The sequence below is a fragment of the Streptomyces sp. NPDC002886 genome (genome assembly GCF_042888445.1).
Taxonomy (GTDB): Bacteria; Actinomycetota; Actinomycetes; order Streptomycetales; family Streptomycetaceae; genus Streptomyces.
The window spans coordinates 174,173-199,585 of record NZ_JBIAPV010000002.1 but is presented as its reverse complement, the minus strand read 5'-3'; the positions used below and the strand labels follow the sequence as shown (position 1 = coordinate 199,585).

The 25,413-nt window shown below is 73.6% G+C and carries 19 protein-coding genes; 12 read left to right on the top strand and 7 right to left on the bottom strand.

Translation table 11 applies throughout. The features are described from left to right. Nucleotides 1-50: 50 nt before the first annotated feature. On the bottom strand, nucleotides 51-2,336 hold the full coding sequence (locus ACFYYB_RS07020) for an FdhF/YdeP family oxidoreductase (RefSeq protein WP_389433658.1): 2,286 nt from the start codon (nucleotides 2,334-2,336) through the stop codon (nucleotides 51-53). A gap of 380 nt (nucleotides 2,337-2,716) precedes the next feature. On the opposite strand from ACFYYB_RS07020, the gene polA reads away from it, so the two are divergent. Further along, nucleotides 2,717-5,440, top strand: coding sequence for a DNA polymerase I (gene polA / locus ACFYYB_RS07015; protein WP_389433657.1), 2,724 nt, complete (start codon nucleotides 2,717-2,719; stop codon nucleotides 5,438-5,440). A gap of 53 nt (nucleotides 5,441-5,493) precedes the next feature. Here the strand turns inward: polA and ACFYYB_RS07010 are convergent, their stop codons facing one another. Then, nucleotides 5,494-6,381 (bottom strand): DUF4184 family protein, encoded by an 888-nt coding sequence (locus ACFYYB_RS07010; RefSeq protein ID WP_389433655.1) that lies wholly within the window; start codon nucleotides 6,379-6,381, stop codon nucleotides 5,494-5,496. 198 nt (nucleotides 6,382-6,579) lie between these two features. Here ACFYYB_RS07010 and ACFYYB_RS07005 point away from each other — a divergent pair, with 198 nt between their 5' ends. From ACFYYB_RS07005 to ACFYYB_RS06995, 3 genes are all read left to right on the top strand, one after another. Continuing rightward, nucleotides 6,580-7,998, top strand: coding sequence for a lytic transglycosylase domain-containing protein (locus tag ACFYYB_RS07005; RefSeq protein ID WP_389433654.1), 1,419 nt, complete (start codon nucleotides 6,580-6,582; stop codon nucleotides 7,996-7,998). 178 nt (nucleotides 7,999-8,176) lie between these two features. Then, nucleotides 8,177-8,317, top strand: coding sequence for an SPW_0924 family protein (locus tag ACFYYB_RS07000; protein ID WP_254383742.1), 141 nt, complete (start codon nucleotides 8,177-8,179; stop codon nucleotides 8,315-8,317). A 14-nt stretch (nucleotides 8,318-8,331) separates the two neighbouring features. Next, the gene (locus ACFYYB_RS06995) at nucleotides 8,332-9,309 is read left to right on the top strand and encodes a DUF3068 domain-containing protein (RefSeq protein WP_389433652.1); all 978 of its coding nucleotides are present in this window, start codon (nucleotides 8,332-8,334) and stop codon (nucleotides 9,307-9,309) included. On the opposite strand, the gene hrpB is transcribed toward ACFYYB_RS06995, so the two are convergent. Continuing rightward, nucleotides 9,299-11,821, bottom strand: a complete 2,523-nt coding sequence (gene hrpB / locus ACFYYB_RS06990) for an ATP-dependent helicase HrpB (RefSeq protein WP_389433651.1) — start codon at nucleotides 11,819-11,821, stop codon at nucleotides 9,299-9,301. The genes ACFYYB_RS06995 and hrpB overlap by 11 nt on opposite strands. 4 nt (nucleotides 11,822-11,825) lie before the next feature. Beyond that, nucleotides 11,826-12,674: a class I SAM-dependent methyltransferase gene (locus ACFYYB_RS06985; RefSeq protein ID WP_389433649.1), complete on the bottom strand. Its 849-nt coding sequence runs from the start codon at nucleotides 12,672-12,674 to the stop codon at nucleotides 11,826-11,828. 358 nt (nucleotides 12,675-13,032) lie between these two features. Between ACFYYB_RS06985 and rpsA the strand changes: the two genes are divergently transcribed. From rpsA to ACFYYB_RS06960, 5 genes are all read left to right on the top strand, one after another. Further along, on the top strand, nucleotides 13,033-14,550 hold the full coding sequence (rpsA, locus tag ACFYYB_RS06980; protein WP_243338283.1) for a 30S ribosomal protein S1: 1,518 nt from the start codon (nucleotides 13,033-13,035) through the stop codon (nucleotides 14,548-14,550). A gap of 217 nt (nucleotides 14,551-14,767) precedes the next feature. Next, the gene (locus ACFYYB_RS06975) at nucleotides 14,768-15,706 is read left to right on the top strand and encodes a PAC2 family protein (protein WP_389433647.1); all 939 of its coding nucleotides are present in this window, start codon (nucleotides 14,768-14,770) and stop codon (nucleotides 15,704-15,706) included. A 67-nt stretch (nucleotides 15,707-15,773) separates the two neighbouring features. Next, complete coding sequence (coaE, locus tag ACFYYB_RS06970) at nucleotides 15,774-16,382, top strand: dephospho-CoA kinase (protein ID WP_389433645.1); 609 nt, start codon at nucleotides 15,774-15,776, stop codon at nucleotides 16,380-16,382. Nucleotides 16,383-16,642: 260 nt separating this feature from the next. Then, the gene (locus ACFYYB_RS06965) at nucleotides 16,643-17,578 is read left to right on the top strand and encodes an alpha/beta hydrolase (RefSeq protein WP_389433643.1); all 936 of its coding nucleotides are present in this window, start codon (nucleotides 16,643-16,645) and stop codon (nucleotides 17,576-17,578) included. 58 nt (nucleotides 17,579-17,636) lie between these two features. Beyond that, nucleotides 17,637-18,032 carry a tetratricopeptide repeat protein gene (locus ACFYYB_RS06960; RefSeq protein ID WP_327309492.1) on the top strand — a complete coding sequence of 132 codons (396 nt, stop codon included), beginning with the start codon at nucleotides 17,637-17,639 and terminating at the stop codon, nucleotides 18,030-18,032. 29 nt (nucleotides 18,033-18,061) lie between these two features. Here the strand turns inward: ACFYYB_RS06960 and ACFYYB_RS06955 are convergent, their stop codons facing one another. Further along, nucleotides 18,062-18,319 carry a DUF6343 family protein gene (locus ACFYYB_RS06955; RefSeq protein WP_389434933.1) on the bottom strand — a complete coding sequence of 86 codons (258 nt, stop codon included), beginning with the start codon at nucleotides 18,317-18,319 and terminating at the stop codon, nucleotides 18,062-18,064. Between the two features lie 71 nt (nucleotides 18,320-18,390). Continuing rightward, nucleotides 18,391-19,020 carry a hypothetical protein gene (locus ACFYYB_RS06950; protein WP_389433641.1) on the bottom strand — a complete coding sequence of 210 codons (630 nt, stop codon included), beginning with the start codon at nucleotides 19,018-19,020 and terminating at the stop codon, nucleotides 18,391-18,393. A gap of 141 nt (nucleotides 19,021-19,161) precedes the next feature. Here ACFYYB_RS06950 and ACFYYB_RS06945 point away from each other — a divergent pair, with 141 nt between their 5' ends. The 3 genes from ACFYYB_RS06945 (at nucleotide 19,162) to ACFYYB_RS06935 (ending at nucleotide 24,840) form a co-directional block, all read left to right on the top strand. After that, nucleotides 19,162-20,502, top strand: coding sequence for a helix-turn-helix domain-containing protein (locus tag ACFYYB_RS06945; protein WP_389433640.1), 1,341 nt, complete (start codon nucleotides 19,162-19,164; stop codon nucleotides 20,500-20,502). Between the two features lie 235 nt (nucleotides 20,503-20,737). Continuing rightward, the gene (locus tag ACFYYB_RS06940) at nucleotides 20,738-23,635 is read left to right on the top strand and encodes a DEAD/DEAH box helicase (protein ID WP_389433639.1); all 2,898 of its coding nucleotides are present in this window, start codon (nucleotides 20,738-20,740) and stop codon (nucleotides 23,633-23,635) included. Continuing rightward, nucleotides 23,632-24,840, top strand: coding sequence for an SWIM zinc finger family protein (locus tag ACFYYB_RS06935; RefSeq protein ID WP_389433637.1), 1,209 nt, complete (start codon nucleotides 23,632-23,634; stop codon nucleotides 24,838-24,840). The genes ACFYYB_RS06940 and ACFYYB_RS06935 overlap by 4 nt, the downstream gene beginning before the upstream one ends. Here ACFYYB_RS06935 and ACFYYB_RS06930 read toward each other — a convergent pair. Continuing rightward, nucleotides 24,821-25,366, bottom strand: coding sequence for a hypothetical protein (locus tag ACFYYB_RS06930; RefSeq protein ID WP_389433636.1), 546 nt, complete (start codon nucleotides 25,364-25,366; stop codon nucleotides 24,821-24,823). The two genes, ACFYYB_RS06935 and ACFYYB_RS06930, sit on opposite strands and share 20 nt — an antisense overlap. Nucleotides 25,367-25,413 lie beyond the last annotated feature (47 nt).

Genomic DNA, 25,413 nt, shown 5'->3' with positions numbered 1-25,413 from the left:
CGACTCCGTTCGTCAACGCTCGTTAACCTGCTTGTCCTGAGGTCGTTCTATCAGGAGGGCTCGAAGCGCACGACGACGGACTTGCTCGCGGGGGTGTTGCTGACGTCCGCGGTGGAGTCGAGGGGCACCAGCACGTTGGTCTCGGGGTAGTAGGCGGCGGCGCAGCCGCGGGCGGTCGGGTAGTGCACGACGCGGAAGCCGGGGGCGCGCCGCTCCACGCCGTCGCGCCACTCGCCGACGAGGTCGGTGTACGAGCCGTCGGCGAGGCCGAGTTCGGCGGCGTCCTCGGGGTTGACCATGACGACGCGGCGGCCGCCGGTGATCCCGCGGTAGCGGTCGTCGAGGCCGTAGATGGTGGTGTTGTACTGGTCGTGGCTGCGCAGGGTCTGCAGGAGCAGGCGTCCCGGCGGGAGGTGCGGGTACTCCACGGGCGCGGCGGTGAAGTTCGCCTTGCCGGTCTTGGTGGGGAAGCGGCGTTCGTCGCGCGGGGCGTGCGGGAGCTGGAAGCCGCCGGGGCGGGCGACACGGGCGTTGAAGTCCTCGAAGCCGGGGACGACGCGGGAGATCCGGTCGCGGATGGCCGCGTAGTCCCGCTCGAACTCCTCCCACGGGGTCGCGGAGGCCGTGCCGAGGACGGCGCGGGCCATGCGGGCCACGATCGCGGGCTCGGAGAGCAGGTGCGGGGAGGCGGGGGCGAGGTTGCCGCGGGAGGAGTGGACCATGCCCATGGAGTCCTCGACGGTCACGAACTGCTTGCCGGAGGCCTGGACGTCCTTGTCGGTGCGGCCGAGGGTGGGCAGGATCAGGGCGCGCCGGCCGGTGACGGCGTGGGAGCGGTTGAGCTTGGTGGAGACGTGCACGGTCAGGGAGGCGCGGCGGATCGCGGCCTCGGTGACCTCGGTGTCGGGGGTGGCGCCGACGAAGTTGCCGCCCATGGCGAAGAGCACCTTGGCCTCGCCGTCGCGCAGGGCCTGGATGGAGCGGACCACGTCGAAGCCGTGCTCGCGGGGCGAGGTGATGCCGAATTCCTTGTCGAGGGCGTCGAGGAACGCGGGCGCGGGGCGCTCGAAGATCCCCATGGTGCGGTCGCCCTGGACGTTGGAGTGGCCGCGGACGGGGCAGACGCCGGCGCCGGGGCGGCCGATGTTGCCGCGCAGCAGCAGCAGGTTGACGACCTCGCGGATGGTGGCGACGGAGTGCTTGTGCTGGGTGAGGCCCATGGCCCAGCAGACGATGGTGCGTTCCGAGGCCAGGATCATGGCCAGGGCGCGCTCGATGTCGGGGCGGGTCAGGCCGGTGGCGGTGAGGGTCTCGTCCCAGTCGGTGTCCTCGGCGGCGGCCGCGAACTCCTCGTAGCCGTGGGTGTGCTCGCGGATGAACCGCTCGTCGGTGGCGCCGCCCGCCTCGATGACCAGCTTGTTGAGCAGGCGGAAGAGGGCTTGGTCGCCGCCGATGCGGATCTGGAGAAACAGGTCGTTGAGGGCGGTGCCCTTGAGCATGCCCACGGGGGTCTGCGGGTTCTTGAAGCGCTCCATGCCGGCCTCGGGCAGCGGATTCACCGAGATGATCTTCGCGCCGGCGGACTTGGCCTTCTCCAGGGCGGAGAGCATGCGCGGGTGGTTGGTGCCCGGGTTCTGCCCCGCGACGATGATCAGGTCGGCCTGGTGGAGGTCTTCGAGGGAGACGCTGCCCTTGCCGATGCCGATCGTCTCGTTCAGTGCGGAGCCCGAGGACTCGTGGCACATGTTCGAGCAGTCGGGGAGGTTGTTGGTGCCGAACTCGCGGACGAACAGCTGGAAGAGGAACGCCGCTTCGTTGCTGGTGCGGCCCGAGGTGTAGAAGAGGGCCTCGTCGGGGGAGTCCAGGGCGCGCAGCTCCTCCGCGATCACCTCGAAGGCCCGCTCCCAGCTCACGGCCTCGTAGCGGTCGGAGCCCTCCCCTGTGGCCCCTCTTTCCAGAAGCATGGGCTCGGTGATCCGGCCCTGCTGGCCCAGCCAGTAGCCGGAGCGGCCGGCGAGGTCGGCCAGGGGGTGCTCGGCGAAGAACGCGGGGGTGACCCGGCGCAGGGTGGCTTCCTCCGCGACGGCCTTGGCGCCGTTCTCGCAGAACTCGGCGGTGTGCCGCTTGTCGCCTTCGGGCCAGGCGCAGCCGGGGCAGTCGAAGCCGTTCTTCTGGTTGACCTTGAGGAGGGTGCGGGCGGTACGGGCCAGGCCCATCTGCTCCTGCGCGATCCTCAGGGTGTGCCCGATCGCGGGCAGGCCGGCGGCCGCGTGCTTGGGGGGCGTCACCTGGGGTGCGTCCTGTACGGGATCCCCTGCGGGCGGCTTGGTGGCCATGGCGCTCCCCTTCGAGCATGCGTGCGAATGCAGCACATAGTGCCGCATCTCCGATCCTTGCACGGCCCCCGAGCGTCCGGGAGGGCGGTAGGGAGCGTCCGGAGTCCGGAAGGGTGCGCCGGGGGCGGGTGCTGCGGCGGATGCGCCGGGGGAGGCGGGTGGGGAGGGTGGGGAGGGATCGGCGAGGTGTCGGGGAGGGATCGGCGGGCCGGCTGGGGAGGGGGGCGGGCAGCCGGGTGGGGAAGCCCCGGGCAGCCGGACGGGGAGCCCCCGGGGGAGGGGCCGGCCGGGCCCGTGCGGGGGCGGACCCGGGCGGCCGTCCACTGACCGGGTGACGGCCGGCGCCGGAATTGTCAGTCCGGCGGCCTAGGATCGGGGGCGTGGCAGATTCAGTATCGAAGAAGACCGACCAGCCGACCGCAGCGGACCGCCCCCGCCTGATGCTCATGGACGGGCACTCCCTGGCGTACAGGGCGTTCTTCGCGCTGCCCGCGGAGAACTTCACCACCGCGACGGGGCAGCCGACCAACGCCATCTACGGGTTCGCGTCGATGCTGGCGAACACGCTGCGCGACGAGGCGCCCACGCACTTCGCGGTGGCGTTCGACGTGTCCCGCAAGACGTGGCGCTCGGCGGAGTTCCCCGAGTACAAGGCCAACCGCTCCAAGACCCCCGACGAGTTCAAGGGGCAGGTGGAGCTGATCGGCGAGCTCCTCGACGCGATGAGCGTGCCGCGCTTCGCCGTCGACGGCTTCGAGGCCGACGACGTGATCGCGACGCTCGCCACGCAGGCCGAGGCCCTCGGCTTCGACGTGCTGATCGTCACCGGCGACCGGGACTCCTTCCAGCTCGTCTCCGAGCACACCACCGTGCTCTACCCGACCAAGGGCGTCTCCGAGCTGACCCGCTTCACGCCCGAGAAGGTCGAGGAGAAGTACGGGCTCACCCCCCAGCAGTACCCGGACTTCGCGGCGCTGCGCGGCGACCCGTCCGACAACCTCCCCGGCATCCCGGGCGTCGGCGAGAAGACCGCCGCCAAGTGGATCACCCAGTTCGGGTCCTTCGCGGAGCTCGTCGAGCGCGCCGAAGAGGTCAAGGGCAAGGCCGGGCAGAACTTCCGCGACCACCTGGACGCCGTGAAGCTCAACCGGGTCCTGACCGAGATGGTCAAGGACGTCGCCCTGCCCAAGACCCCCGCCGACCTGGCCCGCGCCCCCTACGACCGGACGGCCGTCACCGGTGTCCTGGACGTACTGGAGATCCGCAACGCCTCCCTGCGCGAGCGGCTGCTCGCCGTCGACCCGGGCGCCGCCGAGCAGGAGGCCCCGGCCCCCGCCGCGGCCGCCGTGGAGCTGGACGGTTCCGTGCTCGGCGCCGGCGAGCTCGCGCCGTGGCTGGAGAGCCACGCGGGCACCCCGCTCGGCATCTCCACCGTCGACAGCTGGGCGCTCGGCACCGGCAACGTCTCCGAGATCGCGCTGGCCTCGGCCGGCGGCGCGGCCGCCTGGTTCGAGCCGTCCGCGCTGGACGAGGCCGACGAGCGGGCCTTCGCCGCCTGGGCCGCCGACGCCGCCAAGCCCAAGGTGGTGCACAACGCCAAGGGCCTGATGCGGGTCTTCCCCGAGCACGGCTGGACCCTGGCCGGGATCGCCATGGACACCGCGCTCGCCGCCTACCTGGTCAAGCCGGGCCGCCGGTCCTTCGCGCTGGACGTGCTCTCCCAGGAATACCTGCACCGGGAGCTGGCGCCCGCCGCCGCCGACGGGCAGCTCGCCTTCGGCGCCGACGACACCGCCGAGGCCGAAGCCCTGATGGCGCAGGCCCGCGCCGTCCTGGACCTCGGCGACGCCTTCGCGGTCAAGCTCCCCGAGGTCGGGGCCACCGAGCTGCTGCACGACATGGAGCTGCCGACCTCCGAGCTGCTGGCCCGCCTGGAGCGGGCCGGCATCGCCGTGGACCGGAGCCACCTGGAGGGCATGGAGCTGCAGTTCGCGGGCGCCGTGCAGCAGGCGGTGAAGGAGGCGCACGCGGCGGTGGGCCACGAGTTCAACCTCGGCTCGCCCAAGCAGCTCCAGGAGGTGTTCTTCGGCGAGCTGGACCTGCCGAAGACGAAGAAGACCAAGACCGGCTACACCACGGACGCCGACGCGCTCGCCTGGCTGGCCACCCAGACCGACCACGAACTGCCCGTGATCATGCTCCGCCACCGGGAGCAGGCCAAGCTGCGCGTCACCGTCGAGGGCCTGGTCAAGATGATCGCCGCCGACGGCCGGGTGCACACCAGCTTCAGCCAGACCGTCGCCGCGACCGGCCGGCTGTCCTCCACCGACCCCAACCTGCAGAACGTGCCGGTGCGCACCGACGAGGGCCGGGCCATCCGTCGCGGCTTCGTCGTCGGCGAGGGCTACGAATCCCTCATGACCGCCGACTACAGCCAGATCGAACTGCGTGTCATGGCCCACCTCTCCGAGGACGAGGGCCTGCTCGAAGCCTTCCAGTCGGGCGAGGACCTGCACACCACCGTCGCCTCCCAGGTGTTCGGCGTCGAGCGCTCCGAGGTCGACGCCGAGATGCGGCGCAAGATCAAGGCCATGTCCTACGGTCTGGCGTACGGGCTCTCCGCCTTCGGTCTGGCCCAGCAGCTGAACATCGAGCCCGGTGAGGCCCGCGGCCTGATGGAGACCTTCTTCGAGCGCTTCGGCGGGGTCCGGGACTACCTGGGCCGCGTGGTCGAGGAGGCCCGCGCCACCGGCTACACGGCGACCATCCTCGGCCGCCGCCGCTACCTCCCGGACCTCAACAGCGACAACCGCCAGCGCCGCGAGGCCGCCGAGCGGATGGCGCTGAACGCCCCGATCCAGGGCACCGCCGCCGACATCGTCAAGGTCGCGATGCTGCGCGTGGACAAGGCGATCACCGGGGCCGGGCTGAAGTCGCGGATGCTGCTCCAGGTCCACGACGAAATCGTGCTGGAGATCGCGCCCGGAGAGCGGAAGCAGGTGGAGGAGCTGGTGCGCCGCGAGATGGCCGACGCCGTCGACCTGCGGGCCCCGCTGGACGTCTCCGTGGGCGTCGGCCCCGACTGGGAGTCCGCCGCGCACTGATCGCTCCGCGCCGGTCACCCGGCACCTGTGGTCCGGACAGCGCCCGTCCCCGCCTACGCGGTGGGGACGGGCGCTTTCGTGTCTGCGTCTGCGTCGGTTTCTGTGTCCGTGTCCGCTTCCGCGGAGGAGCGGCCGCGCAGTCGCCGGGCGCGCAGGCGCACGAGGACCCCGTACAGCAGCAGCCCCACGACGAGACCGCCGCCCGCGCCGAAACAGATGGTCGGGATGATGTCGAGCGGAGTGCGGATCCGGTCGAAGAAGGTGAAGAAGCGCAGCACGCGCAAGGTGACCCCGACCGCCACGCACACGAGGACCAGCGCGAGCGCGCCCCCCACCTCGGTCCGGCCGAGCACCGGGACGGACACGGGTGCCGGCGCGTCCGGCAGCCGGCGCAGCGCGGTCACCGTGAACCAGACCAGGAAGCAGGCCGAGAGCGCCGAAGTCCCGTACTGCAGGTACGAGTAGAGGGGCAGCCCGAAGGCGAGCGGCTCGCCCAGCTCCGGCAGGGTGCGCGTCCCGAAGCGGTCGACGTGCGTGAAGGCGTCCCACACCACGTGCGTCAGGGACCCGATGACCGCCGAGAGGTAGAACCACAGGGCCAGCGCGGGCAGTCGGCGGCCGCGCCACTCCTCGCCGCGGACGAAGGAGTGCACCCTGCCCTGCCGGCCGCGGGGCAGGAGGGCGATGAGCGGCTCGCGCAGCAGCAGCCAGCACGCCGCGAGGACGGCGGTCAGGACCGCGTCGGCGGTCAGAACGCCCGGCAGGGAGTGCGTGAAGGTGCCGTACGGCCTGAGCCCCGAGACGACCGTGTCGGCGAAGTAGAAGCTGTCCGGGGCGAACGACCCGAGGATCAGGGCCGATCCGACGAGGGGGCCGCGCGCACGGCCGGAGCGGCGGACGGCCGGGAGCACGGCGGCCGCATGGCTGAGGGTGAACGGCATGGCGAGTTGGTCTCCGGGGTCGACTCGTCGGCTGGTGCAGACCGGTGCGGTCCGGTGCGATCGGTGTGATCGGTACGTCCAGTATGGGCGGCCTGCGGAACTCATGAGGAAATCGTGAATTCCGGCCCGCGATGCGTGCCCTGCGCAGCGAGTTGACGTAGGGTCACGCGGACGTCGAGGGGGAGGGGGGTCCGGCTCATGACGGATCGGACACGGGTACGGGCACGCGGCTCCGCGGTGTGGGGGATATCGACGCGGTTCGGCCGGGTGGCGCGCAAGGGCGGGGCCGCCGTGGTCGTCTCCGCCGTCGTGGCCGCCGTACTGACCGCCTCCCAGGGGCCCGTCGCGGCCGGAGTCGTGGCATCACCGGTCGTGGAACCCGCGCCCGTGCCGGGCGGCTCCGCGGGGGACGGCTCCTACTTCACCGCCCTGCCGCCACTGGTGAGCCCCGCGCCGCCGGCCGTGCTGCTGCCCGAAGGCGGGGTGACCGCGACCCCGGCGCCGACCGGTGCGCCGGCCGCCGCTGATCCCGGTCCGCGCACCGAACCCGCGGCCACGGGCGGGGCCGAGGGCGCCCAGGGGATACCGGCGAGCGTGCTCGCCGCGTACCGGGGCGCGGAGCGGGTGGTCGGCGCGAGCGACCCCGGATGCGGGCTGCGCTGGCAGCTCCTCGCCGCGATCGGCAAGGTCGAGTCCGGTCAGGCGCGCGGCGGTCAGGTCGACAGCTCCGGCAAGACGCTGCGGCCGATCCTGGGTCCCGTGCTCGACGGCAACGGCTTCGCGAACATCTCGGACACCGACGGCGGGGCCTACGACGGGGACGCGCGCTACGACCGTGCGATCGGGCCGATGCAGTTCATCCCGTCCACCTGGGCCTCGTGGGGCCAGGACGCCAACGGCGACGGCCGCCGCGACCCCCACAACGTGCACGATGCCGCCCTCGCGGCGGGCCGCTACCTGTGCGCCGGTACGCGTGACCTGCGGGTGGACGCGGATCTGGACCGGGCCGTGCTGTCGTACAACCAGTCCTCCGCCTACCTGCGGACGGTGCGGTCGTGGTTCACGTACTACCTGAAGGGCGTCCGCGAGGTCCCGGACGGCCGGGGCGGCGGCAGCGGTAGCGGGAGCGGTACCGGAAGCGGGGGCAACCCGGTGGTGACGCCCCCGAAGCCGAGCCCGAAGCCGACACCGAAGCCCACGCCGACCCCGAGTCCCACCCCTTCGCCGAAGCCGACTCCGAGCCCGACGCCGAGTCCCACGCCTTCGCCGACGCCGACGCCGACGCCGACGCCGACGCCGACCCCGAGTCCGACGCCCTCGCCGAAGCCGACGCCCACGCCCACGCCCACTCCGAGCCCGACTCCGAGCCCGAAGCCCACGCCGAGTCCGACGCCTTCGCCGAAGCCGACCCCGAGCCCGACGCCGACTCCGACGCCGACCCCGACGCCGAGCCCGAAGCCCACGCCTTCGCCGACGCCCACTCCGAAGCCCACCTCTTCGGTCTCCCCGTCGCCGAAGCCCACGCCGAAGCCCACGCCGAAGCCCTCGCCCAAGCCGTCGCCGAAGCCTTCGCCGTCCGCCTCCGCCGGTACTCCGGCGCCCGCGAACACCCCCTGACACCCACCGCGGCCCGCCCTCCGCTCGGGGGGCGGGCCGCGGCATGACCCCGTTCACCGCGCAGCCGGGGTCCCCGCGAGGTCTCCGCGCGAGCAGTGGCTCAAACGGTTCTCATCTGTCACCCGCATTGCTACGGTGCCACCGCCCTGACACCCCATCAGATTCCGGAGGCCCCGGCATGCGCGCAATCGTCGCCGCCGCCAGCGGTCTCGTCCTCGCGGTGCTCCTCGTCTTCGCCATCACGGCGACGGGGGCGCCGGAAGGCAAGACCTCACCGAAGCCCCTGCTCACCACCGCGCCCGCCGCGCCCGGAAAGTAGAGGAGGGCCCGGCCATGCGACGCAGAGCAAGCCTCGTCCTGCTAGCCGTAGCCGTGTTCTGTGCAGCCCTCGCACCGCTGCTGCGCTGGTACGCGTACCCCAAGCTCGCGAAGATCCCCCCGAGCCAGTACCAGGAGATGGTGCTGGAGGCGAAGGACGCGACCCTCGTCGACTACGCGACCATGCAGCCCAAGAAGGTCGACAAGGTCACCATCGTCCAGACGCTCAAGGGCAACGTCGAGGCCTCGAAGGAGATAGAGGCGAGCGCCGGCAAGGACGTCGTGGTCTGGGACACGCTGACCCACATCATGGGACCGGACGGGAAGATGGTCTCCCAGATCCCCGAGCGCTACATCTTCGACGCGCACAGCCAGGACCCGGTGCACGCCACCGGCGAGGCCGTGGACGGGGACCCGGTCAAGCGCGAGGGCATCGAGTTCAAGTGGCCGTTCTTCACCGAGCCGCGCGACTACCTCTACTTCGACGCGCAGACCCGTACCTCCTCGCCGATCCACTACGTGGGTCCGCGCAAGTTCAAGGGCGTGGACGTCTACTACTTCGAGCAGACCGTGCCGTGGACGAAGGTCGGGCTGCCGAAGAAGATGCCGTTCGATGGCATCGACCCGGCGACGTTCGAGCAGACCACCGGAACCAGCCTCTGGTACACGACCAAGGCGATGTTCTGGGTGGACCCGGTGACCGGAGCGCCCGTCAACGCCGAGCAGGAGATCCAGCAGGAGATGCGCGGCGGGAGCATCGCCGGCAGCGCGCCCGACGGGAAGCTCACCGTCTTCGCCGGGCACGTGAAGATCCGCGAGGACTACAGCGACTACACCGTCGACCTGGTCAAGTCGAACCGGACCATGGTCCTGGCGCTGCACACGTACGCGCCGATCGGGCTGGCGGCCGGCGGGCTCGCGCTCTTCGCTCTCGCGCTCTGGCTGGAGGCCCGCGGCCGGCGCCCCCGCGAGGGGGAGCCGTTCACCGCTTGAGCCGGGCGTTGGTGTGCCGGGTGGGCTCGGCGGTCGCCGGGTCCTCGGGCCACGGGTGCTTGGGGTAGCGGCCGCGCAGTTCGGCGCGGACGGCGCGGTAGCCGCCCTGCCAGAAGGACGCCAGATCGGCGGTGACCGCGGCGGGCCGGCCGGCGGGCGACAGGAGATGGACGAGTACGGGCACCCCCGCGACCCGCGGGGTCTGCGCCAGCCCGAACAGCTCCTGGAGCTTTACGGCGAGTACGGGCTGTCCGTGCTCGGCGGCGTAGTCGACGCGGATCCTGGAGCCGCTCGGCACCTCGATCCGCTCCGGGGCCAGCTCGTCGAGCCGGGCGGCCTCCCCGGTGGCCCAGGGGAGCAGCCGGTTCAGTGCCTGCCCGGCTTCGATCCGCCCGAGGTCGGAGCGGCGGCGGGCCCGCGACAGCTCGGGCTCCAGCCAGTCGTCGGCCCGCTCCAGCAACTCCGCGTCGTCCGCCACATCGGGCCAGGGCGGGCCGAGCGTGCGGTGCAGGAAGCCGAGCCGGGCCCGCAGCGCCTGCGAGTCCGGGGTCCAGCGCAGCAGGCCGAGCCCCTCGGCGCGGAGGCCCTCGATCAGTGCGGCCCTGACGAGGGCGCGGTCGGGGTTGCGCAGGGGGCGCTCGGCGAGCTCGATGGCGCCGAGCCGGGTGACCCTGCGGGCCACGAGGTCGCCGTCCTCCCAGTGCACCTCTTCGCCCTCGCGGAACAACTGGCCCGCGGCCGTGCGGGCCGTGTCCTCGTCCAGGAGGGCGGCGAGCCGGACGCGGGCGGACGCCGAGTGCGGTGGCCTGTCGGCGACCGCGACGGCCAGCCAGGGCGCGCTGCGCATCCCTGACCCCTCGCCGAGCTCGGCCCCGGTCCCGGAGGCCATGAGGAAGGCCCCCTGACCCTTGGCCTTGGCGACCCGCTCCGGAAACGCCAACGCTGCCACGAGCCCGGCGGCGGCGTCGTCGGGCAGGGAGAGCCGCGCGGGGTGCCCCTCCGAAGCAGCGCGCTCCAGGCGCTTGGCTTCCGCGCGCCAGCGCGATGCGTACGGGTCGCCGCCCGCGCGGGCGCGGCGCCAGGCCGCGGCCAGGTCGTCTCCGTACTCCCGCGGCGGCTCCTCGCTGAGCAGGGCCACCAGCTCCGCCGCCCGCCGGGGCCCCAGCGCGGCGGAGCCGTCGAGCAGGGCCCGGGCCAGCCGTGGATGCAGGCCGAGGCGGGCCATCCGGGCACCCCGGGGGGTGGGCTGCCCCGCCGGGGAGACCGCGCCCACGGCAAGGAGAACCTCCCGCGCGGCGGCCATCGCTCCGGCCGGCGGCGGATCCAGCAGGGCCAGGCCGGTCGCGTCCGGGTCGCCCCAGCAGGCGGCCTGCAGGGCGAACTGCGCGAGGTCCGCGATCCGGATCTCGGGGGAGGGGTACGCGGACAGCCGGCCGTCCTCCGCTTCGGCCCAGCAGCGGTACACCGTGCCCGGGGCCTCGCGCCCGGCCCGGCCCGCGCGCTGGCGGCCGGCCGCGCGGGACGCCCGTACGGTGGCCAGCGCTCCCAGGCCCCGGGCGTGGTCGACCCGGGGTTCGCGGGCCAGCCCCGAGTCCACGACGATCCGTACGCCGGGCACGGTCAGGCTGGACTCCGCGACGGCGGTGGACAGGATGACCCGGCGGTGCGGGGCGGGGGACAGCGCCGCGTCCTGGACGGCGGCCGGAGCGCGGCCGTGTATCTGGAGGACCTCCGCGTCGACGGAGCCGAGCTGCCCGGCGACCCGGGCGATCTCACCGACGCCGGGCAGGAAGCACAGGAGGTCGCCGGAACGTTCCGCCAGCGCCCGCCGCACCACCGAGGCCACGTGCGTCAGCTGCGCCGGATCCACCCGCATCCCGTGCGGCGGCCGCACCGGGCGGGCCGGCGGGGCCCACACGGTCTCCACCGGATGGGACACTCCGGCGGCCTCCACGACGGGTGCGTCCCCCAGCAGGCGGGCCCATCCGGCCGCGTCCGTGGTGGCCGACGCCGCGAGGAGCCGCAGCTCCGGGCGCAGGGTTTCCCGTACGTCCAGGAGGAAGGCGGCGACCGTGTCGGCGTCCAGGTGCCGCTCGTGGCACTCGTCCAGGATCACCAGGTCGGTCCCGGAGAGCTCCTGGTCCCGCTGGAGCCGCTGGAGCAGCACCCCGGTGGTGACCACCTCGATCACGGTGGACGGCCCGACCACCCGCTCACCGCGCACCGTGAAGCCGACCGAGGCGCCGACCTGCTCGCCGAGCAGCCAGGCCATCCGCCGGGCCGCCGCGCGGGCGGCGATCCGGCGGGGCTCGGCGACCACGACCCGGCGGCGCGGCCCGCCCCCCACCAGCCCCGCGAGCACCAGGGGCACCAGCGTGGTCTTGCCGGTGCCCGGCGGGGCACAGAGCACGGCGGCCCCGTGGGCGTCCAGCGCCGAGACGAGCGCGGGCAGGGCTTCCCGTACGGGAAGGGAGTCGAGGTCGGCCGTGCGGATCGCGCGCTGTCCCGTCACCGGCTCAGTCCCGCTCGCACACGAAGATCGCCGTACCGGGGATGAGGTTGCCGCGCAGGGGGGACCAGCCGCCCCACTCCTGGCTGTTCCAGGCGGGCCATTCCGGCTCGACCAGGTCGAGGAGGCGGAAGCCGCCCGCGACCACGTCCCGTACCCGGTCGCCGAGGGTGCGGTGGTGCTCCACGTATACGGCGCGGCCCTGCTCGTCCTGCTCGACGTACGGGGTGCGGTCGAAGTAGGAGGCGGCGACGGACAGCCCCTCGGGGCCCGGTTCGTCGGGGAAGGCCCAGCGGACGGGATGGGTGACGGAGAAGACCCAGCGGCCGCCGGGGCGCAGGACGCGGCGCACCTCGCGCATGACGTTCACGGGGTCGGCGACGAAGGGGACGGCGCCGTAGGCGGAGCAGGCGAGGTCGAAGGAGCCGTCGCGGAAGGGCAGGCGCCCCGCGTCGGCCTCGACCAAGGGGACGTCCTCGCCGATGCGCAGGGCGTGCTGGAGCTGGCGGTGGGAGAGGTCCAGGGCGACCGGGCGGGCGCCCTGGGCGGCCAGCCAGCGCGAGCACTGGGCGGCGCCGGCGCCGATCTCCAGGACGTCCTTGCCCTTGAGGGAGGCGACGGGGCCGAGCAGGGCGGCCTCCGCCTCGTCCAGGCCCTCGGGGCCCCACACGAAGCGGTCGTCGCCGAGGAACGCTCCGTGCTCGCTCTGGTACTCGTCGGCGTTGCGGTCCCACCAGCCCCGGCTGGCCCGGCTGCTCTCCGCTTCCCCCGCGTCACGCCGCGTGGCCTCGGAATCGTCCTCGGCGTCGGATCCGGCTTCGTACGCCTCTTCGGGGGCGCAGTCCTCTTGGTTCATGGGGCCCGTCGTCGTAGTCTGCGAATGTCTGCGGAAAGCGGGCTGGAAGGGCCATCGGCGCCTGCCCGCCCGTTAATTGTGCCGGTTGTGCGGTGATCCGCCCGGGGTGTGCGCCTTCGCGCATTGACCCTGTCCGGCTGCCCCCGTATGCTACAAGTTGCGCTGCGAGCCTGTGCTCCTCAGACCTAGCAGGCTGCGCTTGTATCTGTTGATGTCCCCTCGGTTTTCGAGGCCCCCACCCCGCATTTCGCGGAACTGGGGCTTCCTTGGCTGTCCGGCTTCTTCGGCAGATGCCGATAAGGGCTCCCGGCGTAGCAGTACCTACGACTTTCTGTCCGTAACCGGAGCCCTTACCCACATGACGAGCAGCACCGAGACCACCGCCACCACCCCGCAGGTTGCGGTCAACGACATCGGTGACGAGGCCGCGTTCCTCGCCGCGATCGACGAGACGATCAAGTACTTCAACGACGGCGACATCGTCGACGGCGTCATCGTGAAGGTCGACCGTGACGAGGTCCTCCTCGACATCGGTTACAAGACCGAGGGCGTGATCCCGAGCCGCGAGCTCTCGATCAAGCACGATGTCGACCCGAACGAGGTCGTCAAGGTCGGCGACGAGATCGAGGCTCTTGTTCTCCAGAAGGAGGACAAGGAAGGCCGTCTCATCCTGTCCAAGAAGCGCGCGCAGTACGAGCGCGCCTGGGGCACGATCGAGAAGATCAAGGAAGAAGACGGCATCGTCACCGGTACCGTCATCGAGGTCGTCAAGGGTGGTCTCATCCTCGACATCGGCCTCCGCGGCTTCCTGCCGGCCTCCCTCGTCGAGATGCGTCGCGTCCGCGACCTCCAGCCCTACGTGGGCAAGGAGCTCGAGGCGAAGATCATCGAGCTGGACAAGAACCGCAACAACGTGGTCCTGTCCCGCCGTGCCTGGCTCGAGCAGACCCAGTCCGAGGTTCGCCAGACGTTCCTCACCACCCTGCAGAAGGGTCAGGTCCGCTCCGGCGTCGTTTCCTCGATCGTCAACTTCGGTGCCTTCGTGGACCTGGGTGGCGTCGACGGTCTCGTCCACGTCTCCGAGCTGTCCTGGAAGCACATCGACCACCCGTCCGAGGTTGTCGAGGTCGGCCAGGAAGTCACCGTCGAGGTTCTCGACGTCGACATGGACCGCGAGCGCGTCTCCCTGTCGCTGAAGGCGACGCAGGAAGACCCGTGGCAGCAGTTCGCCCGGACGCACCAGATCGGTCAGGTCGTCCCGGGTAAGGTCACCAAGCTGGTTCCGTTCGGTGCGTTCGTCCGCGTGGACGAGGGCATCGAGGGTCTGGTCCACATCTCCGAGCTGGCCGAGCGCCACGTGGAGATCCCGGAGCAGGTCGTCCAGGTCAACGACGAGATCTTCGTCAAGGTCATCGACATCGACCTCGAGCGTCGCCGGATCTCGCTGTCCCTGAAGCAGGCCAACGAGTCCTTCGGTGCCGACCCGGCCTCGGTCGAGTTCGACCCGACCCTCTACGGTATGGCTGCCTCGTACGACGACGCGGGCAACTACATCTACCCCGAGGGCTTCGACCCCGAGACCAACGACTGGCTCGAGGGCTTCGACAAGCAGCGCGAAGCCTGGGAGGGCCAGTACGCCGAGGCGCAGACGCGCTTCGAGCAGCACCAGGCCCAGGTCATCAAGAGCCGCGAGGCCGACGAGGCCGCCGCTGCCGAGGGTGCGGCCGCTCCGGCCGCGGGCAGCAGCAGCAGCGCCGGTGCGGGCATCTCGGGTGGTTCGTACTCCTCCGAGGGTGCCGACGAGACCTCTGGCGCCCTGGCGTCCGACGAGGCCCTCGCCGCGCTCCGCGAGAAGCTGGCCGGCGGCCAGAGCTGATCGCAGCAGCACGGCGCGAGCCGAGCTGATCTTCACCGGTAAGGCCCGTCCCCTCAGGGGGGCGGGCCTTACCGCGTTGTGGGGCCTCGTGGTGCGGCGTCGAGCCGCATGTGCCGTCTTCCGGTGAACACCGCCTCGTGAATACCGTCAACTGGGGAATGGTCACGGGTCCTTGGACGTTCTTGCCAGGGAACGCGGCGGAGGAGGAGTGGTGGCGGTGCTTGATCCACAGGGTTTGTACGAATGGGACGCCAAGGGCCTGGCGGTGGCCGACCTGGCGCTCGCCCAGGACTCGGCCGGGCTGGTCATGCTCTACCACTTCGAGGGGTACATAGACGCGGGTGAGACCGGCGAGCAGATCGTCGAGCGGCTGCTCGACTCGCTGCCCCACCAGGTCGTGGCCCGGTTCGACGCGGACCGCCTGGTGGACTACCGGGCACGCCGTCCGCTGCTGACCTTCCAGCGCGACCACTGGACGGAGTTCGAGGAGCCCCTGCTGGAAGTGCGCCTCGTCCAGGACGCCACGGGCGCGCCCTTCCTGCTGCTGTCCGGCCCCGAGCCGGACGTGGAGTGGGAGCGCTTCGCCGTCGCCGTCCGGCAGATCGTCGAGCGCCTGGGCGTGCGGCTCTCCGTCAACTTCCACGGCATCCCCATGGGCGTCCCGCACACCCGGCCCGTCGGGATCACCCCGCACGGCAACCGGACCGACCTCATGCCGGGCCACCGCAGCCCCTTCGACGAGGCGCAGGTCCCCGGCAGCGCCGAGTCGCTGGTCGAGTTCCGCCTCGGTCAGGCCGGGCACGACGTGCTGGGCGTCGCCGCCCACGTACCGCACTACGTGGCGCGCTCCCCGTATCCCGACGCCGCGCTGACCGCCCTGGAGGCGATCACCGCCGCCACGGGGCTGGTCCTGCCGTCGGTCGCGCACGCGCTGCGCACCGAGGCGCACCGGACGCAGACGGAGATCGACCGGCAGATCCGGGAGGGCGACGAGGAGCTGGTCAGCCTGGTGCAGGGGCTGGAGCACCAGTACGACGCGGCGGCAGGCGCCGAGACCCGGGGCAACATGATCGCGGAGCCCGCGGAGATTCCGTCGGCGGACGAGATCGGCCTCGAATTCGAGCGGTTCCTGGCGGAGCGCGAGGGCGAGGGCTGAGGAACGGCGGGGGCGGAACGCCGGGGGCCCGTACGGGGCCCAGGGCGCGGGGGTTAGTCTGCCGGGCATGTTGAAAGTTGGCCTGACAGGCGGAATCGGCGCCGGCAAGAGCGAGGTCTCGCGGCTGCTGGCGGGGTACGGGGCGGTGGTCGTGGACGCCGACCGGATCGCGCGGGAGGTCGTGGAGCCGGGTACGCCCGGGCTCGCGGCGGTGGTGGCCGCCTTCGGGGAGTCCGTACTGGATCCGCAGGGCGGGCTGGACCGGCCGAAGCTGGGGTCGATCGTGTTCGCGGACCCCGAGAAGCTGCGCACCCTCAACGCGATCGTGCACCCGCTGGTCGGGGCCCGGTCCGCCGAGCTGGAGGCCGCCGCGGGGCCCGACGCGATCGTGGTGCACGACGTACCGCTGCTCGCGGAGAACGGGCTCGCGCCGCTGTACGACCTGGTCGTCGTCGTGGACGCGGCGCCCGCCACGCAGCTGTCCCGGCTGACGGGGCTGCGGGGCATGGAGGAGTCGGAGGCCCGGGCCCGGATGGCCGCGCAGGCCACGCGGGAACAGCGGCTGGCCGTGGCCACGCTCGTGATCGACAACGACGGGCCGCTGGCGGCGCTGGAGCCGCAGGTGCGCATGGTGTGGGAGGAACTCACGGCGCGGTCGGCGGGCGCCGGGGCGTGACAGGCGCGCTGGGTGACGGGACGGGTGTCGGGTGATGGCTGACCGGTGACGGGCGGCAGGAGCCGTTTCCCACCGCCGCCGCCCTCCCGAGAGGGCGGCGCGGGCCGGAGCCCGGCGGCCGCTTCCGGTGGCGGCGTCCGCGGCGTGACCGGACGATGCGAGACACGGAGCCCGACCGCCGCGCCGCGAGCGTTCTGGGCGCGTCCCGCCGGAGGAACGCGAGCGTTCTGGGCGCGTCCCGCCGGAGAAAGGTGCCGCGCATGGCCGTCGAACCGTCCATCGCCGCCGTGCTCGACCAGGTCAACGCCCACCCCGCCCCCCGGGTCATCGACACCGATCCCGAGGTGCCGCGCGCGATGAGCCGCGAGAGGGGCGCGGGCCTCGCGCCGCCGGAGCCGATCCGGGTCGGCTCGGTGCGGGACACCACCGTTCCCGGACCCGCCGGGCGCATCCCCGTCCGCGTCTACCGGCCCGACAGGGACGGACCCGTGCCCACGGTGGTCTTCTTCCACGGGGGCGGCCGGCTCACCGGCGACCTCGACCCCCATGACGACGTCACCCGGCGGATGTGCCGCGACGTGCACGCCGTGGTCGTGGCGGTCGACCTTCGCCTGGCCACCGATCACCCCTTCCCCGCCGCCCATGACGACTGCCTCGCCTCCGCCCGGCACGTGGCCGGCCACATCGACGACTACGGCGGCCGCCGCGACCGCCTCGCCGTGGCCGGTGACAGCGCCGGAGGCAACCTGGCCGCAGCCGTCGCCCTCGCCTTCCGCGACGAAGGACGGCCTCTCGCCGCGCAACTCCTGGTCTACCCCGCCACCGACTTCGTCGGCGACCACCCCTCGCGCACCGAGAACGCCACCGGCTACGTCCTGGGCACCCAGGACGTCCTGGACTTCCAGCACCTCTACGCGGGCGACGACCCCGCCGTCCTCGGCTCCTTCCGGGTCTCCCCGCTGCGCGCCGAGAGGTTCACCGGCCTCGCCCCCGCGGTCATCGGGACCGCCCGGTGCGACCCCCTGCGCGACGAGGGCGACGCCTACGCCGAGGCCCTCACCGACGCGGGCGTGGACGTCTTCGCCCGTACCTACGACGGGCTGATCCACACCTTCCTCAACCTCTTCCCCGTCTCCCCGGCCGCCGACGCCGCCGTCACCGAGCCGTACGCCCGACTCGGGGAGCGACTCGGCTGACGGAATAGAGGGCGGTGCGCGGGGCGTTGAACGCGCCTGTAGAGGGAAGGAACAGACCGTGTCCGACACCACGCCGCAGCTCCCGCCGCCCCCGCGGTCCTCGTCGCCCGAGACGCACGTCATCGACTACCGGGCCGCGGAGCAGCTCCTCGCAGCGCGCGACCCGCGCGGTGCGGTGAAGCTGCTCGACTCGGTCATAGCCGCCCACCCGGAGAACACGGCGGCCCGGCTGCTGCGCGCCCGGGCCTTCTTCGCCGCTGCCCAATTGCGGCCGGCGGAGCTGGAGTTCGAGATCGTGCTGGAGCGGGAGCCCGACAACGCGTTCGCCCACTTCGCGCTGGCCCGCACCCACCAGCGCGCCGGCCGGCCGGACCAGGCCCGCAAGCACTTCCGCCTCGCGGCCGCCCTGGACCCCCAGCCGGACTACCTGGCGGCGGCCCGCTTCGAGAAGTAGCCGGCCCGGCAAGATCCGAAAGGGACGGCCTAGCGCCCGGGGGGCTCGTACGGCGGGACGTCGCGGCCCGGCTGGTAGTGCGGGCCCTGGTGGATGTGGCGGAGCACCACGGCCAGGTCCACGGCCGCGAGCAGGGCGACGGCGGCGCAGGCCGCGGCCCATCCGGGCCGGGCGGCGAGCGAGAACGCCGCCGCCCCGGCGCCGGACCAGACCAGCCCCCACAGGCTCAGCCAGAACCGCAGCCGCAGCGCGCTGCGGGCGGTCGCCGGCTCGTTTCCGGTGCGCATGGCCATCGCCGCCTCTACGCCGTCGCCCCCGCTCTCGGTCCCTTCCATGGTCCCACTGGGGGCGCGACGCGTCAGGGGTTGAGCTTGTTCACGGCCTTGACGGTCGTCTTCTTGAAGGCCGCGACGGGGGCGTGGCTCAGGTTGCCCATCTGCCCCCACTTCACGACGGTCACGGTGGAGCCGTCGCGCCCGATGCCGTACAGGTGCACGCCGGGCTCGGACTCCGGGATGGAGGTGTGCACCCCGTAGACGTGGGCGCCCTCCTCGACGCTGATCTTCCCGTAGTCCTGCCAGGAGGCCGTGCCGCCCGGGGTCTCGCGCAGCCAGTCGGCGGCGCAGGCCGCCACCTTGTGCTCCAGGGCCGCCTTGAGCTTGATGGCCGCGGCGCTGGAGGACGTGCGTACGGACACCTGTACCGCGCCCGTGTCGAACTCGGTGGAGAAGTCGCGGTACCAGCTCCCGGTGGCGGGCAGCACGCCGTCCACGCAGAACGGAGCGAACTCGGGCAGCCCCTTGGTGACCTTCCCGGCGTACCAGGCGGAGCCGGGGTGCGGGGGCAGGTCGGCTCCGGCCAGGAACCCGGGCGCGGTGACCGCGGCCGAGGAGGTGGTGGAGGCGGTGAGGACGAGGGCGGTGGCGGCGGCCGCGGTGGCCGCGAGTGCGGCGGCGGTGCGGGTGGCCCGGGCGGTGCGTCGGAACATGGTCGGTTCTCCCCGTGAGGCTCGTCTTGGTGTGCGTCTGGAGAAGGCTGTACCCCGTCCCGGGCCCGGGGCGACGGTTCGGGACCAACTCGGGACAATGGAACGGCCGTACGTACCCTCAGCTGCGGGAACATCCTTGGCATGGAACGGAACTCCGGGACGGGGAGATCGGCCGAGGCGCAGGCGTTCGCCCGGTCGATGAGGGAATTGAAGGAGCGGAGCGGGCAGAGCTACGGGACTCTCGCCCGCGCCCTCCACACGAGCACGTCGACCCTGCACCGGTACTGCAGCGGGGAGGCGCTGCCCGCCGAGTTCGTGGTGGTCGACCGCTTCGCGCGGGCCTGCGCGGCGACGCCGACGGAGGCGGTGGAACTGCACCGGGCCTGGCTGCTGGCGGACGCGCGGCGGCGGGCGGTCGCGGTGGTGGAGGCGGAACCCGCGGGTGAGGCGGACCGGGCGGATCAGGAGCCGGAGCCGGAGGCGGCAGCTCCGGTGCCGGGACCGGCACCGGCACCGGAGCTGCCGCCTCCGCCGCGCCGGTCCGGGCGCCGCCCGCTGCTGGCCGTGGTGGCGGCGGCCGCGGTCGTGGCCCTGGCCGTGGGCGTCGGATGGCTTCCGCCCGCGGGTGCGGACCGCCGGGCACCGCAGGCCGGACCGACGGTGGCCGCTCCGGGTACGGGTCCGGGGCCAGGGGCCACGGGGAGCGGGGCGGCGACCGGCCCGGCGGCATCGGAGGCCGTGCCGACGGAGTCGGGAGCGACCGGGCCCGCGGCGACCCCGACGGCGACCGGGACCGGCCCGGCGGCGGGAGCGCCGACGGGAGCGCCGGCCGGGCGGCCCACGCCGACGGGTGGCCCCTCGCCCGCGGCCGCGCCCCTGCGGGCAGCCGTACGGTCGCACGTGTGGGCGGCGGGCTGCGACCACGCGTACCTCTCGGGGCAGGCACCCTCGGCGGTGCCCCCGCCACCGGTGGAGGCGGACGCGCCCGCGTGGGCGGCCGGGCGCGGGGCCGTCCACGCGGGGACCCAGATCGTGGAGGTGACCCTGCTGGGCACGGGTCCGGACCCGGTGGTCCTGGAGGATCTGGAGGTACGGGTGGCCGCGCGACGGGGGCCCCTGCCGTGGAACGTCTATCAGATGTCGCAGGGCTGCGGGGGTGGGCTCACCCCGGCCGGATTCACGGTCAACCTCGACGCGCCACGCCCGCTGGCCCGGCCGGTGGCCGGGAACGACCAGGGGGAGAAGATCGAGGCCCCCGCCTTCCCGTTCAGGGTCTCGGCCGCGGAACCGGCCGTCCTGCGCGTGGTGGCGAGCAGCACCGGATGCGATTGCGACTGGTACCTGGACCTCCGCTGGAGCGGCCCCAAGGGCTCCGGCACCCTCCGCCTCGACGAGTCCGGCCGCCCGTGGCGCGTCTCCGCCGTCTCCTCGAACCGCCCGGTGTACGGCTACGCCCACGAGCAGGGCCGCTGGGGCCGCTGAACGGCTCCGCGGCCGGGCGCGGGCGCTGCGCCCTGCGGGGCCGTTCCCGGGGAAGGGGCGAAGGGCGGGTAGGGGACTGCGCCCCGCAGGGTGCCACCGGCCGCACCCGCCCACCCCGCCGCCGGGGCCACCACGGCGCGGGAGCTCGCCCCCGAGCCTCGGGAAACGTGCAGCTCAGCGGGATTGTCAGTGGGCCCGCCTAGACTCGGGGCAGGAGAGGGGGAACACGATGGACATGCCGACGACGTCGCGCGCGCCGGGGAAATCGGCAGGCGCCGGGTCCGTGCTGTCGCGGCACGCGGCCGTGTTCCTGCCCGCCGCCGTGCCCCGCGAGAGCCGCATCGCGTTCTGGGCGCCCGACGGGGACCCGCTGCCCGCCGAAGGCGTCGCGGACGCGCTTCAGGTGGTGCGGCCCCATGGCGAGGGGGTGCGTACCCGCACGGTGCCCGCCGTCACGCTGACCGTCACCGCCGCCCTGCCCGTGCTGGTGCGCGCGGCCCGTGCGGCCTTCGCGCATCCCGCGACCCGTGCCTGGGGGACCGCCGCGGTCCAGGCGCTGTCCCTCGCCGCGCGGGGCCGGCTGCTGCCCGGGCTGACCCCCGACGGGGTCGACGCCTGGCGGGCCGGGCCCCTGGACGCCGAGGACATCGCGCATCTGCGGGCGGTCGCCGCCGCCCTGCCCCACGAGGGGTACGCCACTCCGCTCGCCGGCCGCCGTCCGCTCCAGCTGCCCGAACCGGAGGCACTGGTCAGGGCGTTCCTCGACGCCGTCGCCGACAGCCTGCCCCGGACCCCCGCCGCGGCCTTCGCCGCGGGCCGCCCCTTCGCGGCCCGCGCACCGCAGCAGGTCCCGGGGATACGGGACTGGGCCGCGCAGGTCGCCTCGGGCGCGGACACCGGAGTCGGGATCTCGCTGCGCCTCGACCTGTCCTCCTTCCGCCTCTTCGACGAGTCGGAGAGCGAGGCGGCGAGTGGAGCGGAGCCGGGGCAGGACGTGCGCCGTGCCGGGGCCGCCGTCGTCCAGGTGCACAGCCTCGCCGACCCGACCCTGGTCACCGACGCCGCGATGCTCTGGGCGGGCGCCGCCGCGGCCGGCTTCGGGCCCCGCGCCCGGATCGACGCCGTGCTCGCGCTGCGCCGGGCGGCCCGGGTCTGGCCGCCGCTGCTGCGGCTGCTGGACCAGCCGGTCCCCGATGTGCTGGCCCTCTCGGACCCCGAGCTGGAAGACCTGCTGGGCCGCGCCGCGACGCGGCTCGCGGAGGCCGGAGTCCCGGTCCACTGGCCGCGAGAGCTGGCTCGTACGCTGTCCGCGACCGCGGTCGTACGGTCCACCGCGCCCGGTTCCGCCACCGACGGCACCGCGTTCTTCGACGCCGAGCACCTCTTCGCGTTCTCCTGGGAGCTGGCGCTCGGCGGGGACCGGCTCACCCCGGGGGAGATGGACGCGCTCGCGCAGGCCCACCGGCCCGTGGTGCGGCTGCGCGACCAGTGGGTGCGGGTCGATCCGGAGCTGGTGCGCAAGGCGCGCAAGCGGGAGCTGGGTCTGCTGGACCCGGTGGACGCGCTGGCGGCCGTACTGACGGGGACGGCCGAGGTCGAGGGGGAGCCGGTGGCCGCGGTGCCCGTGGGGGCGCTGGCCGCCCTGCGGGACCGGCTGACCGGGGAGCTGGCCCCGCTGCCCCAGCCGGCCGGGCTCAAGGCCACCTTGCGCGACTACCAGGCCCGCGGGCTGGCCTGGCTGGACCTGATGACCTCGCTCGGACTCGGCGGCTGCCTCGCCGACGACATGGGCCTGGGCAAGACCGTCACCCTGATCGCGCTCCACCTGCACCGCGCCCGCCCCGAGCCGACGCTGGTGGTCTGCCCGGCCTCGCTGCTGGGCAACTGGCAGCGGGAGATCGAGAGGTTCGCCCCCGGTACGCCGGTGCGCCGCTTCCACGGAGCCGGCCGCAGCCTCGAAGGACTGACCGGCGAAGGCGCCGGGGGATTCGTCCTCACCACCTACGGAACCATGCGCGCGGGAGCGGCCCGGCTGGCCGAACAGCCCTGGGGCATGGTCGTCGCGGACGAGGCCCAGCACGTCAAGAACCCGCACTCGGCGACCGCGAAGGCGCTGCGCACGATCCCGGCGCCCGCCCGGGTGGCGCTGACCGGCACCCCGGTGGAGAACAACCTCTCCGAGCTGTGGGCGCTCCTCGACTGGACCACGCCCGGACTGCTCGGCCCGCTCACCGCCTTCCGGGCCCGGCACGCCCGGCCCGTGGAGCACCAGACGGAGGAGGACGGGGGCAACGAGGCCGCGGTCGCCCGACTGGCCGCGCTGGTCCGGCCGTTCCTGCTGCGGCGCAAGAAGTCCGATCCCGGGATCGCGCCCGAACTGCCGCCGAAGACGGAGACCGACCACCCCGTGTCCCTCACCCGCGAGCAGGCCTCCCTCTACCAGGCCGCGGTGGACGAGGCGATGGCCGTGATCGGCGCGAGCGAGGGCATCGAGCGGCGCGGAATGATCATGAAGCTGCTGGCCTCGCTCAAGCAGATCTGCAACCACCCCGCCCAGTATTTGAAGGAGCACGGCTCGAAGGAAGCCGAGCCCCGGATCGCGCACCGTTCCGGGAAGCTGGCCCTGCTCGACGAGCTGCTCGACACGATCCTGGCCGAGGGCGGCTCGGTGCTGGTCTTCACGCAGTACGTGACGATGGCCCGGCTCATCGAGCGCCACCTGACCGCGCGCGGGATCTCCCACCAACTCCTGCACGGGGGCACGCCCGTGCCGCGTCGCGAGGAGCTCGTGGACCGCTTCCAGGCGGGCGAGGTGCCCGTGTTCCTGCTCTCCCTCAAGGCGGCCGGCACCGGCCTCAACCTCACCCGCGCCGGGCACGTCATCCACTACGACCGCTGGTGGAACCCGGCCGTCGAGGAACAGGCCACCGACCGCGCCTACCGCATCGGCCAGACCCAGCCCGTCCAGGTCCACCGCATCATCGCCGAAGGCACCGTCGAGGACCGCATCGCCGAGATGCTGGAGGCGAAGCGGGCCCTGGCCGACGCCGTCCTCGGCTCCGGCGAGACGGCACTGACCGAGCTCACCGACCGCGAACTGGCCGACCTCGTCTCCCTGCGCAGGCCCGGATGATCACCGCACGCGACGACCGCCGCCGCACCTTCGAGACCGTGCCGCCGGGCGTGGAGGCCGTCAGCTGGTGGGGCCGGGCCTGGGTCTCCGCCCTGGAGGCGGTGGCCCGCGACGACGCCCGTCTGATCCGGGGCCGGACGTACGCCGCCGAGGGGCACGTCGACGCCGTCACCATCACCCCGGGCCGGATCGTGGCCTACGTACGGGGCAGCCGGCCGCGGCCGTACCGCACCGAACTGTCCCTGCCCGCCTTCTCGGACGCCGAGTGGCGCGAGCTGCTGGAATCGGTCGTGGCCGATCCGACGGCGCTCGCCGCGCTGCTGGAGCGCGAGGTCCCGGAGTCCCTCTCCGAGTCGGTCCTGCCCGGCGCCGGGGAGCTGGTGCCGCGCTGCTCCTGCCCGGACGTGGGCCGGCCGCCCTGCAAGCACGCCGCGGCCCTGTGCTACCGCGCGGCCCGGCTCCTGGACGCCGACCCCTTCGTGCTGCTCCTGCTGCGCGGCCGTGGTGAGCGGGAGCTGCTGGAGGAACTCACCCGCCGTAACGCCGCCCACGCCGCGCGCGAACAGCCCGACGGGGCACCGGACTTCCCCGGCGTCGCGGCCCGCGCCGCGCTCGTCCGCACGGTCCTGCCCCCGCTGCCCGCTCCGCTGCCGGCGCCGTCCTCCGTCGGGATGCCGCCCGCGTACCCGTCCGACCCGGCGGCCCCGGACCCGCTGGCCCTGGACCAGCTCGCCGCGGACGCGGCCGCCCGCGCCCTGGCGCTCCTGCGCACCGGTGAGGATCCGATGGCCGGGCTGAGCCGCTGGCAGGACGCCGTCCGGCTGGCCTCGGCCCACCCCACGGCCGGGCTGACCGGCGCCGCCCGCACCCTCTACCGCGAGCTGGCCCGCGCCACGGGACGCAGCACCACCGACCTGGCCCGGGGAGCCGCCGCCTGGCGGCAGGGCGGTCTGCCCGCCCTGCTCACCCTCGAAGAGCCCTGGGCCCCGCCCGCCGGCCCCTTCGACCGGGCCCGCCCGGCCCTCCTCGCCGCCGCCCAGGGCTCGTTCCGCCCTGACCGGAACCGGCTCACCGGCTCCCACCAGCAGCTCCGGCTGGGCCGGGACGGCCTCTGGTACGCGTACGAGAACCGCCTGGGCGACGACGACTGGTGGCCCACGGGCCGCCCGGCCTCCCCGGATCCGGTCACGGCCCTGCTGGGCTGAGCCCGGCCGCCCAGCGGTCCAGGGTGACGAAGTCCTGCGGGCGCAGGCCGTGGCGGGGGTGGATGCGCAGGAGCAGGGCGGGGGCCGGGTGATGGGCGGCGACCCAGTCGCGGTCCCGGGGGGTGATCAGGTCGTCGACCCAGGCGAAGGGGCGGCCGGCCGCCCATTCCAGGAGGGGTCGCGTCTTCCAGAAGAGGCCGTCGGGGTCGCGGCCGAAGGGCTCCGGCCATTCGATGACGGGAAGATCAGCCGGTAGTCCGATGTGCGGGGAGATCAGGGTGTTGGCCTCGTGCGTCCAGGCGGTGGCCCAGGCGAGTTCGTAGGGCAGGGCCAGCAACCGGGCGCCGTGGGTGGGGTGCAGGCGCACCCGCACACCGCGCCGGGCACTGCGGGATTCCGGTGCGCGGTAGGACAGCCAGATGCTCGGACGCATCCGGTGGCTGGTGTATCCGCGGAGCCCGGCGAGGCGGGACCGGAAGGGGTTGAGGGGGCCGTCCACGTCGAGGAGGAGCAACGGGCGAGTCATGAAGTAGGGATTACCCAGTACACGATGGAGTGAAATGCCTACCGGCG

Excerpts from the sequence above, each read along its gene's own strand:
- ACFYYB_RS06995 (WP_389433652.1), top strand. The coding sequence starts at position 8,332 with ATGCGACGCAGAGCAAGCCTCGTCCTGCTAGCCGTAGCCGTGTTCTGT.
- ACFYYB_RS06985 (WP_389433649.1), bottom strand. The coding sequence starts at position 12,674 with ATGAACCAAGAGGACTGCGCCCCCGAAGAGGCGTACGAAGCCGGATCC.
- ACFYYB_RS06955 (WP_389434933.1), bottom strand. The coding sequence starts at position 18,319 with ATGCGCACCGGAAACGAGCCGGCGACCGCCCGCAGCGCGCTGCGGCTG.
- ACFYYB_RS06935 (WP_389433637.1), top strand. The coding sequence starts at position 23,632 with ATGATCACCGCACGCGACGACCGCCGCCGCACCTTCGAGACCGTGCCG.
- ACFYYB_RS07020 (WP_389433658.1), bottom strand. The coding sequence starts at position 2,336 with ATGGCCACCAAGCCGCCCGCAGGGGATCCCGTACAGGACGCACCCCAG.
- ACFYYB_RS06930 (WP_389433636.1), bottom strand. The coding sequence starts at position 25,366 with ATGACTCGCCCGTTGCTCCTCCTCGACGTGGACGGCCCCCTCAACCCC.
- rpsA (WP_243338283.1), top strand. The coding sequence starts at position 13,033 with ATGACGAGCAGCACCGAGACCACCGCCACCACCCCGCAGGTTGCGGTC.
- ACFYYB_RS06940 (WP_389433639.1), top strand. The coding sequence starts at position 20,738 with ATGCCGACGACGTCGCGCGCGCCGGGGAAATCGGCAGGCGCCGGGTCC.
- ACFYYB_RS07010 (WP_389433655.1), bottom strand. The coding sequence starts at position 6,381 with ATGCCGTTCACCCTCAGCCATGCGGCCGCCGTGCTCCCGGCCGTCCGC.
- ACFYYB_RS06945 (WP_389433640.1), top strand. The coding sequence starts at position 19,162 with ATGGAACGGAACTCCGGGACGGGGAGATCGGCCGAGGCGCAGGCGTTC.
- ACFYYB_RS07000 (WP_254383742.1), top strand. The coding sequence starts at position 8,177 with ATGCGCGCAATCGTCGCCGCCGCCAGCGGTCTCGTCCTCGCGGTGCTC.
- ACFYYB_RS06950 (WP_389433641.1), bottom strand. The coding sequence starts at position 19,020 with ATGTTCCGACGCACCGCCCGGGCCACCCGCACCGCCGCCGCACTCGCG.
- ACFYYB_RS06965 (WP_389433643.1), top strand. The coding sequence starts at position 16,643 with ATGGCCGTCGAACCGTCCATCGCCGCCGTGCTCGACCAGGTCAACGCC.
- coaE (WP_389433645.1), top strand. The coding sequence starts at position 15,774 with ATGTTGAAAGTTGGCCTGACAGGCGGAATCGGCGCCGGCAAGAGCGAG.
- ACFYYB_RS07005 (WP_389433654.1), top strand. The coding sequence starts at position 6,580 with ATGACGGATCGGACACGGGTACGGGCACGCGGCTCCGCGGTGTGGGGG.